At 32.9% G+C, this 14,042-nt stretch carries 15 protein-coding genes; 5 read left to right on the forward strand and 10 right to left on the reverse strand.

What is annotated here, in order from left to right:
• Positions 1-70 precede the first annotated feature (70 nt).
• The 4 genes from OIU83_RS06590 (at position 71) to OIU83_RS06605 (ending at position 3,152) form a co-directional block, all read left to right on the forward strand.
• Complete coding sequence (locus tag OIU83_RS06590) at positions 71-751, forward strand: hypothetical protein (protein ID WP_264205476.1); 681 nt, start codon at positions 71-73, stop codon at positions 749-751.
• Positions 751-1,725 (forward strand): M20/M25/M40 family metallo-hydrolase, encoded by a 975-nt coding sequence (locus OIU83_RS06595; protein WP_264205477.1) that lies wholly within the window; start codon positions 751-753, stop codon positions 1,723-1,725. The genes OIU83_RS06590 and OIU83_RS06595 overlap by 1 nt, the downstream gene beginning before the upstream one ends.
• A 37-nt stretch (positions 1,726-1,762) precedes the next feature.
• Entirely contained in the window at positions 1,763-2,440 is a 678-nt protein-coding gene (locus OIU83_RS06600; protein ID WP_264205478.1) for an SDR family NAD(P)-dependent oxidoreductase, read from the forward strand.
• Between the two features lie 106 nt (positions 2,441-2,546).
• Entirely contained in the window at positions 2,547-3,152 is a 606-nt protein-coding gene (locus tag OIU83_RS06605; protein ID WP_264205479.1) for a SprT-like domain-containing protein, read from the forward strand.
• A 2-nt stretch (positions 3,153-3,154) separates the two neighbouring features.
• On the opposite strand, the gene OIU83_RS06610 is transcribed toward OIU83_RS06605, so the two are convergent.
• The 6 genes from OIU83_RS06610 to gcvP form a co-directional block, all read right to left on the reverse strand.
• Complete coding sequence (locus tag OIU83_RS06610) at positions 3,155-3,916, reverse strand: ABC transporter ATP-binding protein (protein ID WP_264205480.1); 762 nt, start codon at positions 3,914-3,916, stop codon at positions 3,155-3,157.
• Complete coding sequence (locus OIU83_RS06615; protein ID WP_264205481.1) at positions 3,913-4,662, reverse strand: MlaE family ABC transporter permease; 750 nt, start codon at positions 4,660-4,662, stop codon at positions 3,913-3,915. The genes OIU83_RS06610 and OIU83_RS06615 overlap by 4 nt, the downstream gene beginning before the upstream one ends.
• A gap of 81 nt (positions 4,663-4,743) precedes the next feature.
• Complete coding sequence (locus OIU83_RS06620; RefSeq protein ID WP_264205482.1) at positions 4,744-5,643, reverse strand: glycosyltransferase; 900 nt, start codon at positions 5,641-5,643, stop codon at positions 4,744-4,746.
• A gap of 25 nt (positions 5,644-5,668) precedes the next feature.
• Positions 5,669-6,211, reverse strand: a complete 543-nt coding sequence (locus OIU83_RS06625; protein ID WP_264205483.1) for a class I SAM-dependent methyltransferase — start codon at positions 6,209-6,211, stop codon at positions 5,669-5,671.
• A gap of 214 nt (positions 6,212-6,425) precedes the next feature.
• The gene (locus OIU83_RS06630; RefSeq protein WP_264205484.1) at positions 6,426-7,484 is read right to left on the reverse strand and encodes a 3-oxoacyl-ACP synthase III family protein; all 1,059 of its coding nucleotides are present in this window, start codon (positions 7,482-7,484) and stop codon (positions 6,426-6,428) included.
• A gap of 260 nt (positions 7,485-7,744) precedes the next feature.
• Complete coding sequence (gene gcvP / locus OIU83_RS06635) at positions 7,745-10,594, reverse strand: aminomethyl-transferring glycine dehydrogenase (RefSeq protein ID WP_264205485.1); 2,850 nt, start codon at positions 10,592-10,594, stop codon at positions 7,745-7,747.
• Between the two features lie 135 nt (positions 10,595-10,729).
• On the opposite strand from gcvP, the gene OIU83_RS06640 reads away from it, so the two are divergent.
• Entirely contained in the window at positions 10,730-11,545 is an 816-nt protein-coding gene (locus tag OIU83_RS06640; RefSeq protein WP_264205486.1) for a hypothetical protein, read from the forward strand.
• Positions 11,546-11,801: 256 nt separating this feature from the next.
• Here the strand turns inward: OIU83_RS06640 and OIU83_RS06645 are convergent, their stop codons facing one another.
• The 4 genes from OIU83_RS06645 to OIU83_RS06660 form a co-directional block, all read right to left on the reverse strand.
• Positions 11,802-12,200: a DUF1090 domain-containing protein gene (locus OIU83_RS06645; RefSeq protein ID WP_264205487.1), complete on the reverse strand. Its 399-nt coding sequence runs from the start codon at positions 12,198-12,200 to the stop codon at positions 11,802-11,804.
• A 70-nt stretch (positions 12,201-12,270) separates the two neighbouring features.
• Positions 12,271-12,726: an SRPBCC family protein gene (locus OIU83_RS06650; RefSeq protein ID WP_264205488.1), complete on the reverse strand. Its 456-nt coding sequence runs from the start codon at positions 12,724-12,726 to the stop codon at positions 12,271-12,273.
• A gap of 2 nt (positions 12,727-12,728) precedes the next feature.
• On the reverse strand, positions 12,729-13,130 hold the full coding sequence (locus tag OIU83_RS06655) for a hypothetical protein (protein WP_264205489.1): 402 nt from the start codon (positions 13,128-13,130) through the stop codon (positions 12,729-12,731).
• Positions 13,127-14,038 (reverse strand): TIGR01777 family oxidoreductase, encoded by a 912-nt coding sequence (locus tag OIU83_RS06660; protein WP_264205490.1) that lies wholly within the window; start codon positions 14,036-14,038, stop codon positions 13,127-13,129. The genes OIU83_RS06655 and OIU83_RS06660 overlap by 4 nt, the downstream gene beginning before the upstream one ends.
• Positions 14,039-14,042 lie beyond the last annotated feature (4 nt).

A 14,042-nucleotide genomic window follows, 5' to 3' on the forward strand; every position in this document is an offset into this window, starting at 1 on the left:
TGTTTAATAACAACTTACACATCATATCTATAATATTTGAGCAAAGTAAAAATTGTAAATTTTTGATATCATGAAACAAGTCAAAAACATTTCGGTAGGTTTTCTAGTTAGTTTTTTAGGTTCAATTCCGCTTGGATATTTGAATTTAGTAGGTTTTGAAATTTATAACAGATCTGGATTTGATAATTTATTTCTGTTTTTACTGGGGATTGTTTTTGTAGAATCCTTTGTTATTTATTTTACCTTATTATTTGCCAGACAGTTGGTTGATAATAAAAAATTAATGAAAGGAATAGATTTTTTTACCGTTATATTCATGCTTGCCTTTGCCTATTTATTTTATATACATTTTGATTCAAATATAAATGAGCATAGCTATTTGGAGAAATATATTATGTACTCTCCCTTTGTAATTGGGGTGCTGCTTAATTGTTTTAATTTTTTACAATTACCTTTTTGGACCGATTGGAATTTGTATTTAATAGATGAGAATTATATTTCTACAGAAAAAGACTTTAAATATTATTATATTGCAGGAACTTTAATTGGATTTTTTTTAGGAATGCTTAGTCTGATCTTGATATTACAATTCATATTTAATAATACATCATTGTTTTTTAACTACTTGATGTCAGTTTTAATTCCGTTGTTTTTCATTGTCTTGGCAGGTATTCAAATTTTTAAAGTGTACAATAAGTATTTTAGATCAAAAACTACAAAAACTTTGCCTAACCAAACCAGCTCTATTTAATGAAAAAACTATTCTTTTTATTCCCATTTATTTTTTTTGGATGTAAATCTAATTCGACAATTGCAACTGATGCAACGGAATCAATATCAAAGTCAGAAGTTAATTATAAAGTAAAAGAAGATGATGTTGCTTCGATTTTAAAATATCTTTCTTCGGATGAGTTAGAGGGTCGGGAAACAGGTACAAAAGGGATAGAGAAAGCAGCAGTATATCTGGAAGATTTTTTTAGAAAGAATAGCATAAAACCTTATTTTTCTTCTTATCGAGATACTTTATCCACATTTAAAACTCCTGCATACAATATAGTTGGATATTTGGAAGGAACAGATTCAAAACTAAAAAGTGAATTTGTGATTTTAAGTGCACATTATGATCATATTGGTTTAGATAAAAAAGGTCTTAATGGGGATTTTATAAATAATGGTGCAAACGATGACGCATCGGGAGTTACTGCTGTTGCCGAAATGGCAAAATATTTTAGTAAAACCAAATCGAATAAAAGAAGCATACTTTTTGTCTTTTTTGCAGGCGAAGAAAAGGGATTGCTAGGGTCTAAACATTTGGCTAAAAAACTTAAGGCAACGAATTTTAATTTATACACTCAGTTAAATATAGAAATGATTGGTGTGCCAATGAAACGTGATTATCTAGCCTACATTACAGGTTATGATAAATCAAACATGGCAACAAAAATTAATGAATATACCGGTGATAAGACTATTGGGTTCTTACCAAAAGAAGCCGAATATCAATTGTTTTTCAGATCGGATAATTTTCCTTTTTTCGAAGCATTCAAAGTGCCTTGTCAATCTATAAGTACATTTGACTTTGAGAATTTTAATTTTTACCATCATGTATCAGATGAATTTAAGGTTATGGATGTTCCACACATGACTTCCTTTATTCAGGAATTATTGCCTGCAGTGACTCATATGGCAAGCTCTCCAACAAAAGAAATTTTGATGACTAAATAAAAGGTGCTTTTTTATAGGTTTTCCTTATTTTTGCTACATGAAAAATATTATTATTACAGGAACGAGTAGAGGGATTGGTTATGAGCTTGCTTTGCAATTTGCAAATGCGGGAGATCAAGTATTGGCTATTTCTAGAAAAATTCCTCAATTGCTTTTGGAGCATGCTAATGTTACTTGTCTTTCTATTGATTTATCAAATGAATCAGAATTATATAAAGTAGAGGATTTTCTTTCTTCGACTTGGAAAAAAGTTGATGCTTTGGTGCATAATGCAGGAGCGTTACTTTTGAAACCTTTTGCAGAAACGACTCAGGCCGATTTTGAAAGTATTTATAAAGTCAATGTTTTTGCAGTAGCAAATCTTACGAGAGTTTGTTTGCCTTATCTTCAAAGCGGAAGCCATGTTGTAACAATAAGTTCTATCGGTGGTGTTCGTGGAAGCCTTAAATTTGCTGGACTTGCAGCTTATAGTTCCAGTAAAGGTGCAGTAATTACGTTATCGGAATTATTGGCGGAAGAATATAAAGAAAAAGGAATCTCATTTAATGTCTTGGCATTAGGTTCTGTTCAAACAGAAATGTTGCAAGAAGCTTTTCCAGGATATCAAGCACCAATTTCGGCCAGCGGAATGGCAACTTATATCTATGATTTTACATTAAACGGTAATAAATATTTTAACGGTAAAGTATTGGAAGTTTCTTCGACTAATCCGTAATTGTTATAAGTTATAGTTTTTGAATTTTGAGTGAAAGTGTTGCGAAACACTATTATCTTAAAGAAAACGTATAACTTATAATTAATAATTTATAATTAAAATTGTTTTGAACGAAACGCTATCCAAATACATCCCTGAACACGCTGTAAAGCCAGTTTTTGATCTCATTGTTGATAATCGTGTACATCTTAAAATTGTAAACGAAAGGCAAACACGTCATGGAGATTATAGAAAAGGGCCAAGCGGTAAACATGAGATTACAGTAAACTCCAGCTTGAATAAATATAAGTTTCTGATTACTTTAATTCATGAGATTTCGCATTTGGTTGCGTTCGAGAAGTTTGGAAGAAAGATTAAACCTCATGGAAATGAATGGAAATATTCTTTCCAGAGGTTGATGGTTCCTTTTATACGTCCAGAGATATTTCCTAGTCACTTACTACCATTGCTTGCAAGGCATTTTAAGAATCCTACGGCAAGTAGTGATACAGATACTACTTTGTCATTGGCTTTAAAGCAATACGACAAGCAAAACGACAAGAATTATATTTTCGAAATTCCCTATGGAAGTGTTTTTAGAATTCACAACGGGAAAATCTTTAAGAAAATAGCGGTTCGAACTAAACGTTTTGAATGTTTAGAAATAAGCTCAGGAAGAACCTATCTTTTTAATCCAAATGCCGAAGTCGAGTTGTTGATCGCCAAAGACTAAAATTACCCTTTTAAATATGCTTCTCTTACTTTTTTGAATAGATTAGAAGAATAAACAAACTCAACAATAGCTTTATTATCGGTTACGAAGATTTCTTCTTTGGTACCTTGCCATTCTTTTACTCCGTTTTTTAGGAATAAGATGTTCTCTCCAATTTCCATTACCGAGTTCATATCATGCGTATTGATTACTGTGGTAATGTTGTATTCTTCGGTGATTTCTTTAATCAAGTTGTCAATTAAAGTCGAAGTATTTGGATCCAAACCAGAGTTTGGCTCATCGCAGAATAAGTATTTTGGGTTGTTTACAATAGCACGGGCAATGGCCACACGTTTTTGCATTCCTCCGGAAATTTCCGAAGGTAATTTTTTATGCGCATCAACTAAGTTTACTCTCTTTAAAACGAAATCAACACGATCCTGAATTTTAGATCCAGTGTCTTTCGTAAACATTCTAAGTGGGAAAGCTACGTTTTCGGCTACAGTCATAGAATCGAAAAGTGCACTTCCCTGAAATACCATTCCGATTTCGGTACGTAATTCTCTTTTCTCGTCTGGATCTAGTTCTGAATAAACTCTACCGTCAAACTCAATTGTTCCTGAGTCTGGTGTATGAATGCCTAACAAACTTTTTAATAAAACCGTTTTTCCAGATCCACTTTGCCCAATAATAAGGTTTGTTTTTCCGGTTTCAAATACGGTCGAAACACCTTTAAGAACTTTGCTGTCGCCAAATGATTTTTCTATGTTTTTTACTTCTATCATGAGCCTAATAACAATTGTGTTAGTATATAATTAAAAAGAATAATGGATACAGATGTCCAAACGAAAGCTACTGTACTTGCTTTTCCTACTTCTAATGCCCCACCTTTCATGTAATAGCCATGAAAAGATGGAATGGTTGCCAATAACATGGCAAAGATTATAGTTTTAATAAAAGCATAAGTGATATGAAACGGAATAAATTCCATTTGGGCTCCCATTATAAAATCATCACTGGTTGTGAATCCGCCGTAAACTCCAGCTAACCAACCACCAAAAATACCTAAGAACATACTAATTCCAATTACGAAAGGATATAATAGTAAGGCGATTATTTTTGGAAAAACCAAATAGTTTAATGAGTTTACACCCATAACTTCCAGTGCATCGATTTGCTCTGTAACGCGCATTGTACCTATGCTTGAAGTAATAAAAGACCCCATTTTTCCTGCCATAATAACAGAAATAAATGTTGGAGCAAATTCCAAGATTACAGATTGTCTGGTTGCAAAACCAATTAAGTATTTAGGAATCAAAGGGTTTGTTAAGTTTAGTGCTGTTTGAATTGCAACAACTCCTCCAACGAAGAATGAAATGAAACAAACAATACCAAGGGAATCAATAATTAAGTCATCAATTTCTTTAAAGATTAGTCTTTTCATTACAGACCATTTAGTCTGTTTGTTGAAAATTTCTTTAAGCATCAAGAAGTATCTTCCTATTTGGGATAAATAACGAATGAGCATCATAGTTTTTACGAATATGGGCTAAATTACGAAAATAGTTGCCAGTTTACGGTTTAGGTTTTGTAGTTTTTTTGTTTGCTTGAACTAAAAAAGCTTTTTTTTCATTTTTTGCAAACGATAATTTCGAATGAATTTTGCTTGCATTTCAGTTACCAATAAAGGTGTTTTTGCTTTTTTTGCTTTCAGGAATCCTTTAATGTAATCAAAGAATAGTAAAGGTTTTTTCTTCATCATTGCCAACTTTGCAGATGCAATTGCGGTGATCCAAAAACCATATCCTAAAGTATAAAAAGCTTCGCCTTGTTTATAGCGAGCTGTTTTGCTGTAATTTGCACCTGTTGGTTTAAGGTGTTTTACGTGTAAAGAAGAATCGGTAACTATTTTCCAATCGTAATATTTACAAAGTAATTCATCTACTGTGTCCCAACCCATTGAAGCTTTTAAACCACCAATTTGCTGAAAAGTTTCTTTTCGATAGGCTTTTAGAGCGCCACGAATATGATCTTTATCAGTTAGATTTTCTAATATCCAATCTCCATTTTTTTCTATATAGCAAAATCCTCCTGCCATTCCGATTTTTGGATCGGATTGAAAGTGAGAAATAATAGTTTCGAAATAGTTTGGAGGAAAAATTAAATCTCCATCTAATTTTACGATGATATCATAATTGTCATCAAGAGTTTCAAATCCTTTATGAAATGCTTGGATTACTTTGCTTCCCGGTAAATGTATGGCACTCGAGGTTTTGTTGACTAATGATATATATGGGTTTTCCTTGGCATAATCCAAGACAATTTCTTCCGTTTTATCGGTAGAATTATCGTTGACTACAACAATTTTTTTTGGTAAAACGGTTTGTGAAATTAACGATTGTAACGTTAAACCAATAAGATCTTGTTCGTTATGTGCCGGAATAACAATGTAGTAAGCCCCCCAACCCCCAAAGGGGGAGCTTGACGTATTTTGTGAGTCTGAGTTGTTCATTTTGTGAAATTTGTTCGAAACTATTTTATTCCCCTTTGGGGGTTAGGGGGCTTTTCTCCGCGTAAACGATATAATATCTATTGGTAAAGCTTCGCAATAACGGACGTATACCAAATTTTTTCACTGGATTTGTCCATTTCTGTCTGTCGATGATTTTCCAGCCTGTTTTTTCTAGAAGCCAGTCCAATTGCCAATCTTCAAATTCATGATAATGTCTGTCCCACATATCTGTTTTGCTACGATACGCTGGGGAAAACCATAAACGCATAGGAATCGAGATAAAAAGTTTATCTGATTTTATTTCGTTTAAGATTGTGAATGGGTTTAGTAAATGTTCGAAGATTTCGAAAGCAGTAACCACATCTTGTTTTTCGGTAGAAAATACGGTTTGATCGATATCTAAATCTTCTCCGGTAGTATTTTTTACTTTAAAACCTTCGGTTTTCATAATTTTTGAAAACGGATTTTCAACTCCTAAATCCAAAACAGTTTCGGATGTTGTGATGTGCTTTTTTAGAAAATCTAAAGTATGTTTGAATCTTTTATTCGGAAATGTTTTTTCGTACATAGTTATCGCGCGGAACGAAGCAATCTCTCGTTCTTAATTTTAATTAGGTTTCAAAGGTACAAAGATATCTTCTTTTTTTATTGTTTTTTAGCCCATATAGAAATGAAAAGCCCACATTTAAAATAATATTTTTAAATGTGGGCTTTATTAGTTTTAAGTTTTGGTCTAGGTATTCAATTAAACTGAAAACTGAGGCAAAAACTATTTTATAAATTTAATATCTGTATACAAATGCATTAACATTCATTCCTGCACCAACGGATGCAAAAATCACAACATCGCCTTTGTTGATTTCGTGATTTTCTAATTTTCCTTGTATTAATAGGTCATAAAGTGTCGGTACAGTTGCTACACTGCTATTTCCTAAATCATGAATGCTCATTGGCATTATGTTTTCTGGAGGAGTTTTGGAATATAATTTATAAAAACGATGGATAATTGCTTCGTCCATTTTTTCATTGGCTTGATGAATAAGGATTTTCTTTACATCATCAATTGCAATTCCGCTTTTGTCTAAACAGCTTTTCATGGCAGCAGGAACTTGGCTTAAAGCAAATTCATATATTTTACGACCATACATTTTTATGTATTTAGTATCTGGATCTGAATCGGGTTTGTATGATTTTCCGAAGTATAAATAGCCAGCTTCTTCATTTGCAAAAGTAGCACTTTCGTAAGATAGTAATCCTGTTTCATCATCTGAAGCTTCGATTACAGATGCTCCAGCTCCATCAGAATATATCATGGAATCTCTGTCATGATCATCAACAACTCTGGAAAGTGTTTCGGCACCAATAACTAAACAACGTTTTGCCATTCCCGATTTGATAAATGCATTTGCTTGTAGCACGCCTTCTATCCATCCAGGGCAACCAAAAAGTATGTCATAAGCGACACATTTTGGATTCTTAATGCCTAATTTGTTTTTTACACGTGTTGCTAAACTCGGAAGTATATCTGATTGTGTTGTACCATATTTTACATCACCAAAGTTATGTGCGAAAATAATATAATCCAGAGTTTCCGGATCGATTTTAGAATTTTCGATTGCTCTTTGTGCTGCAAAATAGGCTAAATCGGAAGAAGTATATTGATCTTCGGCATACCGTCTATTTTCAATTCCAGTTATACTTTTAAACTTATTAATGACAACCTCGTTTGGGTATCCAAATGGAGTTCCGTCTTCATTTAAAAATACATGTTCGCTAAAATCTGTATTCCTTATTTCTTTCTGTGGAATATAGCTTCCTATTCCCGTTATTTTTATTTTCATGACTCAGTTTTCCAAAAAAATTTAGGCTAATTTAGAAATAAAATAATAATTACAGCTATAATATTTACTATGCATGCATATAATTATAAAATAATATGCGTTTGCTTTAAAAAACTGATTATATTTCAATGAATATCTTTTATTGTTGGTTTTTTAACAGAGTAAATTACTGCTGCTTTATTTTTTATTTTTAAATTATTTGATTTATATAAAAAAAATGCCCCGATTAATCGAGGCATTTGTAAGAATAATTTTTGTTTTTACTCTTCCATGTAGGCTTCAATAGGGGCACAACTACAAACTAAATTTCTATCTCCAAAAGCATCATCGGCTCTGCGTACAGTTGGCCAGAATTTGTTCTCGGCAATATAATCTAATGGGAAAGCTGCTTGCTCTCTTGTGTATGGGAAATCCCAAACATCGGTAGTAAGCATTGCCAATGTATGTGGTGAATTTTTTAAGACATTGTTTTTGTCTTCGATAGTCGAAGCTTCTATTTCGTTACGAATAGAAATCATTGCATCACAAAAACGGTCTAATTCTTCTAAGTTTTCACTTTCTGTAGGTTCAATCATTAATGTTCCTGCAACTGGGAAAGAAACTGTTGGAGCATGGAAACCATAGTCCATTAAACGTTTTGCGATATCTGTAACTTCGATTCCTTTTTGTTTAAAAGGACGACATTCCAGGATCATTTCGTGAGCTGCACGACCCATTTCTCCAGAATATAAAGTATCGTAATGACCGCTTAATTTTTCTTTGATATAGTTGGCATTTAAAATCGCATGTTCTGTTGCTTGTTTTAAACCATCGGCTCCTAACATCGAGATGTATCCGTAAGAGATTAAACAAACTAATGCTGAACCCCATGGAGCTGCAGAAATAGCTGTAATTGCATGATCTCCTCCTGTTGCTATAACTGGGTTTCCTGGTAAAAATGGGACTAGTTGTGGCGCAACGCAAATTGGTCCAACTCCTGGTCCACCACCACCGTGAGGGATTGCAAATGTTTTGTGTAGGTTTAAGTGACAAACGTCGGCTCCAATTGTAGCTGGATTTGTTAATCCTACCTGAGCATTCATATTTGCACCATCCATATAAACTTGACCACCGTTATCGTGGATCAATTGTGTGATTTCTTTAATTGCACTTTCATAAACTCCATGAGTAGATGGGTAAGTTACCATTAAACAAGAAAGGTTGTCTTTATGCAAGATTGCTTTTTCACGTAAATCTTCTACGTCGATGTTTCCATTCTCTAATGTTTTTGTAACAATAACTTTCATTCCAGCCATTGCAGCAGATGCAGGATTTGTTCCGTGTGCCGATGATGGAATTAAAGCAATGTTTCTGTGGTGATCACCTTTGGATTGGTGGTATGCACGAATAACCATAAGTCCTGCATATTCTCCTTGTGCACCAGAGTTTGGTTGCAAAGTTGTTCCTGCAAAACCTGTGATAACATTTAATTGTTGTTCTAGTTTTTTCAACATTTCCTGATATCCTTGTGCTTGATCAAGCGGAGCAAAAGGGTGAATGTTGTTCCATTGTGGGCTGCTTAAAGGTAACATTTCTGAAGCTGCATTCAGTTTCATCGTACAAGAACCTAGCGAAATCATCGAGTGATTTAAAGCTAAATCTTTACGTTCTAACATTTTGATGTAACGCATCAAAGCTGTTTCAGAATGGTATTTATTGAAAACATCATGCTCTAAAAATGATGATGTTCTTTTTAAATGCTCTGGGAAATGATTTGTATTTGTTAAGCTATCGATTGTTGTAGCTTGTTGATTTGTAGCTGTAGCAAAAACAGAAATGATTTCGTTTACTTCGGCAACACTTACAGTTTCATTTAATGAAATAGAAATTGTGTTATCGTCGATGTAGTAAAAGTTAATTTCGTTTTGTTCTGCAATTGTGCGTACTTTTTTAGCATCGGCTTTAATGACGATTGTATCAAAGAATGCAGTATTAGTTTGCTTTACACCTAATTTTTTTAATTCGATTGCAAGTGTTGCAGTTGCAGCATGAACTTTATCGGCAATGTATTGTAATCCTTTTGGTCCGTGATATACTGCATACATTCCTGCCATTACAGATAATAAAACCTGTGCTGTACAGATGTTTGAAGTTGCTTTATCACGTTTTATATGTTGCTCACGTGTTTGTAATGCCATACGTAAAGCGCGGTTTCCGTTGGTATCGATTGTAACACCAATGATACGTCCTGGCATGCTTCGTTTGTATTCGTCTTTTGTTGCAAAATAAGCAGCGTGCGGTCCACCGTATCCTAACGGAATACCAAAACGTTGTGTAGTTCCTACAACAACAGCAGCTCCCATTTCTCCCGGAGGAGTTAATTTGGCCAAACTCAAAATATCTGCTGCAACAGCAACTTTAATTTCGTTTTCTTTTGCTTTAGCGATAAATGCTGCATAATCATGAACTTGTCCGTATTTTCCAGGATATTGAAGGATTGCTCCAAAATATGCTGTTGAAAAATCGAATGTTTCGTGATTTCCTATAACGAGTTCAACTCCGATAGGTGTTGCACGAGTTTGTAAAACAGATAATGTTTGTGGTAAAATTTCTTCGGAAACGAAAAACTTATTGATTTCGTTTTTCTTTTGGTCTCTTGATCTTACATCAAATAAAAGTGCCATTGCCTCAGCAGCAGCAGTTGCTTCATCTAATAAAGATGCATTGGCAATCTCCATTCCGGTTAATTCTATAACTGTAGTTTGGAAATTAAGAATTGCCTCTAAACGACCTTGAGCAATTTCGGCTTGGTAAGGTGTATAAGCAGTATACCATCCTGGATTTTCAAAAACATTCCTTTGAACAACGGCTGGAACGATAGCTTGGTTATATCCTAAACCAATATATGATTTAAAAACCTTATTTTTATTTCCTAATTGATGTATGTGATTCGAAAACTCATATTCTGTCATTGCAGGGTCTAAGTTTAGCGGTGCTTTTAAACGAATATCATCTGGAAGCGTTTCATAAACGAGTTGTTCAATAGATTCAACCCCAATTGTTTTCAACATTTGTTGATGGTCAGTTTCTCTTGGGCCAATGTGTCTTAAAGCAAAAGCATCTGTTTTCATAAAGTAGTTAAAGTGTTGTTTTTTTGTGATGCAAAATTAAGTATTATTAATAATTTAATAGCTATTTATTGCTGCATTTTTTATCAAATTTACAAGTAAAGGGTTGATTTCTTATTAATTGATTAGTTTTGTTATATGAGGGTAATTACACAGGTATTTAATTTTTATCTTAATAGTAGTATTCACGTGGCTTTGTCATGTTATGCTTTGGTACGTTTAACGTTTCATATGTTTGGTATTGAGTATGATGAATCGATGGCTTTGTTTGTGTTTTTTGGAACAATTGTAGGATATAATTTTGTAAAATACGATGCTTTGGTCCGGGTAAAGAGAGTGCCAATAGGAAACCAATTAAAAATTATTGCAATTTTTAGTTTTTTTTCTCTTTTATTGGTTGGATATTATTTTTTTCAATTACAGCGAATAACTCAAATTGTTTCGGTAGGAATTTTTGCCATTACAGCACTTTATACGCTTCCTTTTTTTCCGAATAGAAAAAATGCTCGAAATTGGGCTGGAGTCAAAATATATATAGTTTCACTTTGTTGGGTTGGAGCCACTTTGGTTTTACCATTAATAAATGCTGAAATTGCCTTTACTTCCGATTTTTATTTAAAATGTGTACAGCGTTTTATTTTGGTTTTTGCGCTGATTTTAATTTTTGAGATTATTGATCTTGCAAATGACGATCCGCATTTGCAAACTGTTCCTCAGCAAATAGGAGTAAAGCGTACTAAGATTTTAGGGTTATCGCTTTTAATTCCGTTTTACTTTCTTGAGTTTTTAAGATTGGCTCTCGACAAAAATCAATTGATAATTAATTTAATTATGGTTCTTGTGTTGTCCCTTTTTATTGTTTTTGCAAATGAAAAACGACCTAAATATTATACTTCTTTCTGGGTTGAAAGTATTCCGATTTTCTGGTGGCTCATGGTTGTGTTTTGTGGATGAAAAATGGAGAAACGAGTTAGCCGTAATTTGTGAATATTTTGTTCAACACATAGAAACATAGATTTTAAGTGAGAATAAAGAGAGTAAAAAGAAATATATTTCTTCCACACAGTTTTTGGTACAGTGTCGCTTTAATTAAGTGAAACGCCTTTTTGAGAATACAAATTCTATGTTCCTATGTGTTAATTAATCTATATTTAAAGGTTGAAAACAAAAAAACCGATGTACGAACATCGGTTTTTTATAAATGAAATTTTCATTTCGTTTTTTGAGCAGCAAGAGCTTTATTTAATTCAGCTTTAGCTTCGTCTAATTTCTTTTTCTTCTTGTCGATTTTTTCTTTCGATTCTTGATTTTTAACCGCTTTGTTGTACTCATCGGTTCTTTCCTTAACTTCTTTTTGTTTTTCTTTTACTTTTTTGTCAAGGTCATTGGTAACTGTTTTTGTAGTGCAGTTCTTTTTAGTTTGTGCTATTGCTTCTTCAACTCCTTTAATCTGACTTTGATTACCAGCTTTTTTAGCGGCGACTAATTTTGTGTTTAGTTCACATAGTTTTCTTTCGCATCCTTTTAATTCTTTGCAATTACTTTGTGCAAACCCGATAAAAGAAACTGCAAAAAATGCTACTGACAGAATTTTAGTTTTTAATGACATATACTTTTTTTTAAGGTTGTTTTACTGATTATTTGTTATACATAATAATTATAAAGGTAAGGAATTTACTTTAGTTATCTTTTTCAGATGCTTCTTTTAGGATTTTGTTTCTCTCTGAAAGGAATTTAATTAAATGTTTCTTTAAAAATAAAACATCAAATAATTTCCCTAAAATGCCAAATGGAGTTTCATATTGTAATTTATCTGTCATTATTGTAATTCCATTTTCTTCCTCAAAAAAATGTTCGTGTTTGAATGAATTGAATTTTCCACTTTCCATTTCATCTACAAAATAGTCGTAATAATCCATTGCGGTAATTCGGCTTTTGTGTGTTAAGTAAAACCCGAAGTGTTTTCCTCGCCACGTTACCGTTTCGTTATAATTTATTAATCCAGTTGTTACGCCAGCAATTGCAATTTCTTTTGTTTTGCTAACAGATTGTTGATGAACATCAATATCTCTAGAATTATCAAAGACGATTTGTTTTGGGGCTTTGATTTTTATTGTAAGATGAATCGTTGTCATAATTAGTCAGTGTTATTTTTAAAATTTAAATTAAAAAATAACCCAGTAATAATTGATGATATTGAATATGAAAAAGCGATAAAATACCATAAAGTCCCATCTATGAAGGCTGTAGTTATAAAAACTCCAATTACTGGTATTGATATTAAAATGGTTTTTGAATATGGAATTGATGAAATTTCATTAGTAAGGTAGTTGTAAACGAAAGCATATATAATATACGTTGGAATGGAAAAGATAAGACTGGCAATAAATACTATTGGAAATATTTCTAATAAACCAATTGCCTGACTGGGATAAAAAACAGGAATAAACGCAATTATTTGAGAGATAATTGGACCTAATATCAAGGTGAAAACCCAGTGTTTAAGCATATAACCCCAATCTGTATCTTGTATTTTCATTTGCTGATTAAATTTTCAAATGCGTTATTAATATCCCCAAACTTAAATTTAAATCCTTTTTCTAAAAGTTTTTTCGGAATCACGTTTCTGCTTTTTAAAACTAATTCGGGTTGTGTTCGAATAAAGAAAGCTCCTATTTTAAGAAGAACTGTATTGAGTGGAATTCCGAAAGGGAAACCAACAGCTCTTTGAAGTTTCTTCATAAAGTCGGCATTACGAATCGGTTTAGGAGAAACCACATTAACAATCCCAATCATTTCTTTTTGGAGTATAAAATCTATTGCATTTGCAAAATCGTCTTCGTGAATCCAACTAATAAATTGATTTCCTTTTCCTTGTTTTCCTCCGAATCCAATTTTGGCTAAGGTTTTAAGCGGAATTAAAGCGCCGCCTTTTTTTCCTAAAACTATCGATGTTCTTAAAGCAGTTTTTAATGTATTTGGAGTTTCGGTTTTAAAGAATGCTTTTTCCCAAGATAGAGCCACATTTATAGAGAAATCATTCCCGATTTCGCCACTAGTTTCATCCATTTCTTTATCTAATGAAAATCTATAAATTGTAGATGTAGATGAGTTTAGCCAATGTTTGGGCGGAGTTTTACAATTTAAAACAGCTTTGTTTAAAACACGTGTACTTTCGATTCGAGAGAGCAAAATTTCTTTTTTATTTTCTTTGGTATAGCGACAATCAACTGACTTTCCTGCAAGATTTATTAAAACCGTTGCGCCTTCAAGCTCATTTTCCCAACCAGAAAAAGTTTTTGCATTCCAGTTAACGTATTTAATTCCGTCGATGGTTTGTGATTTTCCTCGGGTCAGAATTACAATTTCTTCAAATTTATTTTTGAAATGATCTACTAAAACTTGTCCTAAAAAACCTGTTCCTGCTGCTATAATTAGTTTTTTCATTTTT

Origin of the sequence: Flavobacterium shii (genome assembly GCF_025847235.1) — a bacterium.
GTDB classification, from domain to species: Bacteria; Bacteroidota; Bacteroidia; order Flavobacteriales; family Flavobacteriaceae; genus Flavobacterium; species Flavobacterium shii.

Excerpts from the sequence above, each read along its gene's own strand:
- gcvP (WP_264205485.1), bottom strand. The coding sequence starts at position 10,594 with ATGAAAACAGATGCTTTTGCTTTAAGACACATTGGCCCAAGAGAAACT.
- OIU83_RS06650 (WP_264205488.1), bottom strand. The coding sequence starts at position 12,726 with ATGACAACGATTCATCTTACAATAAAAATCAAAGCCCCAAAACAAATC.
- OIU83_RS06620 (WP_264205482.1), bottom strand. The coding sequence starts at position 5,643 with ATGAACAACTCAGACTCACAAAATACGTCAAGCTCCCCCTTTGGGGGT.
- OIU83_RS06645 (WP_264205487.1), bottom strand. The coding sequence starts at position 12,200 with ATGTCATTAAAAACTAAAATTCTGTCAGTAGCATTTTTTGCAGTTTCT.
- OIU83_RS06655 (WP_264205489.1), bottom strand. The coding sequence starts at position 13,130 with ATGAAAATACAAGATACAGATTGGGGTTATATGCTTAAACACTGGGTT.
- OIU83_RS06595 (WP_264205477.1), top strand. The coding sequence starts at position 751 with ATGAAAAAACTATTCTTTTTATTCCCATTTATTTTTTTTGGATGTAAA.
- OIU83_RS06640 (WP_264205486.1), top strand. The coding sequence starts at position 10,730 with ATGAGGGTAATTACACAGGTATTTAATTTTTATCTTAATAGTAGTATT.
- OIU83_RS06615 (WP_264205481.1), bottom strand. The coding sequence starts at position 4,662 with ATGATGCTCATTCGTTATTTATCCCAAATAGGAAGATACTTCTTGATG.
- OIU83_RS06630 (WP_264205484.1), bottom strand. The coding sequence starts at position 7,484 with ATGAAAATAAAAATAACGGGAATAGGAAGCTATATTCCACAGAAAGAA.
- OIU83_RS06590 (WP_264205476.1), top strand. The coding sequence starts at position 71 with ATGAAACAAGTCAAAAACATTTCGGTAGGTTTTCTAGTTAGTTTTTTA.
- OIU83_RS06660 (WP_264205490.1), bottom strand. The coding sequence starts at position 14,038 with ATGAAAAAACTAATTATAGCAGCAGGAACAGGTTTTTTAGGACAAGTT.
- OIU83_RS06610 (WP_264205480.1), bottom strand. The coding sequence starts at position 3,916 with ATGATAGAAGTAAAAAACATAGAAAAATCATTTGGCGACAGCAAAGTT.
- OIU83_RS06600 (WP_264205478.1), top strand. The coding sequence starts at position 1,763 with ATGAAAAATATTATTATTACAGGAACGAGTAGAGGGATTGGTTATGAG.
- OIU83_RS06625 (WP_264205483.1), bottom strand. The coding sequence starts at position 6,211 with ATGTACGAAAAAACATTTCCGAATAAAAGATTCAAACATACTTTAGAT.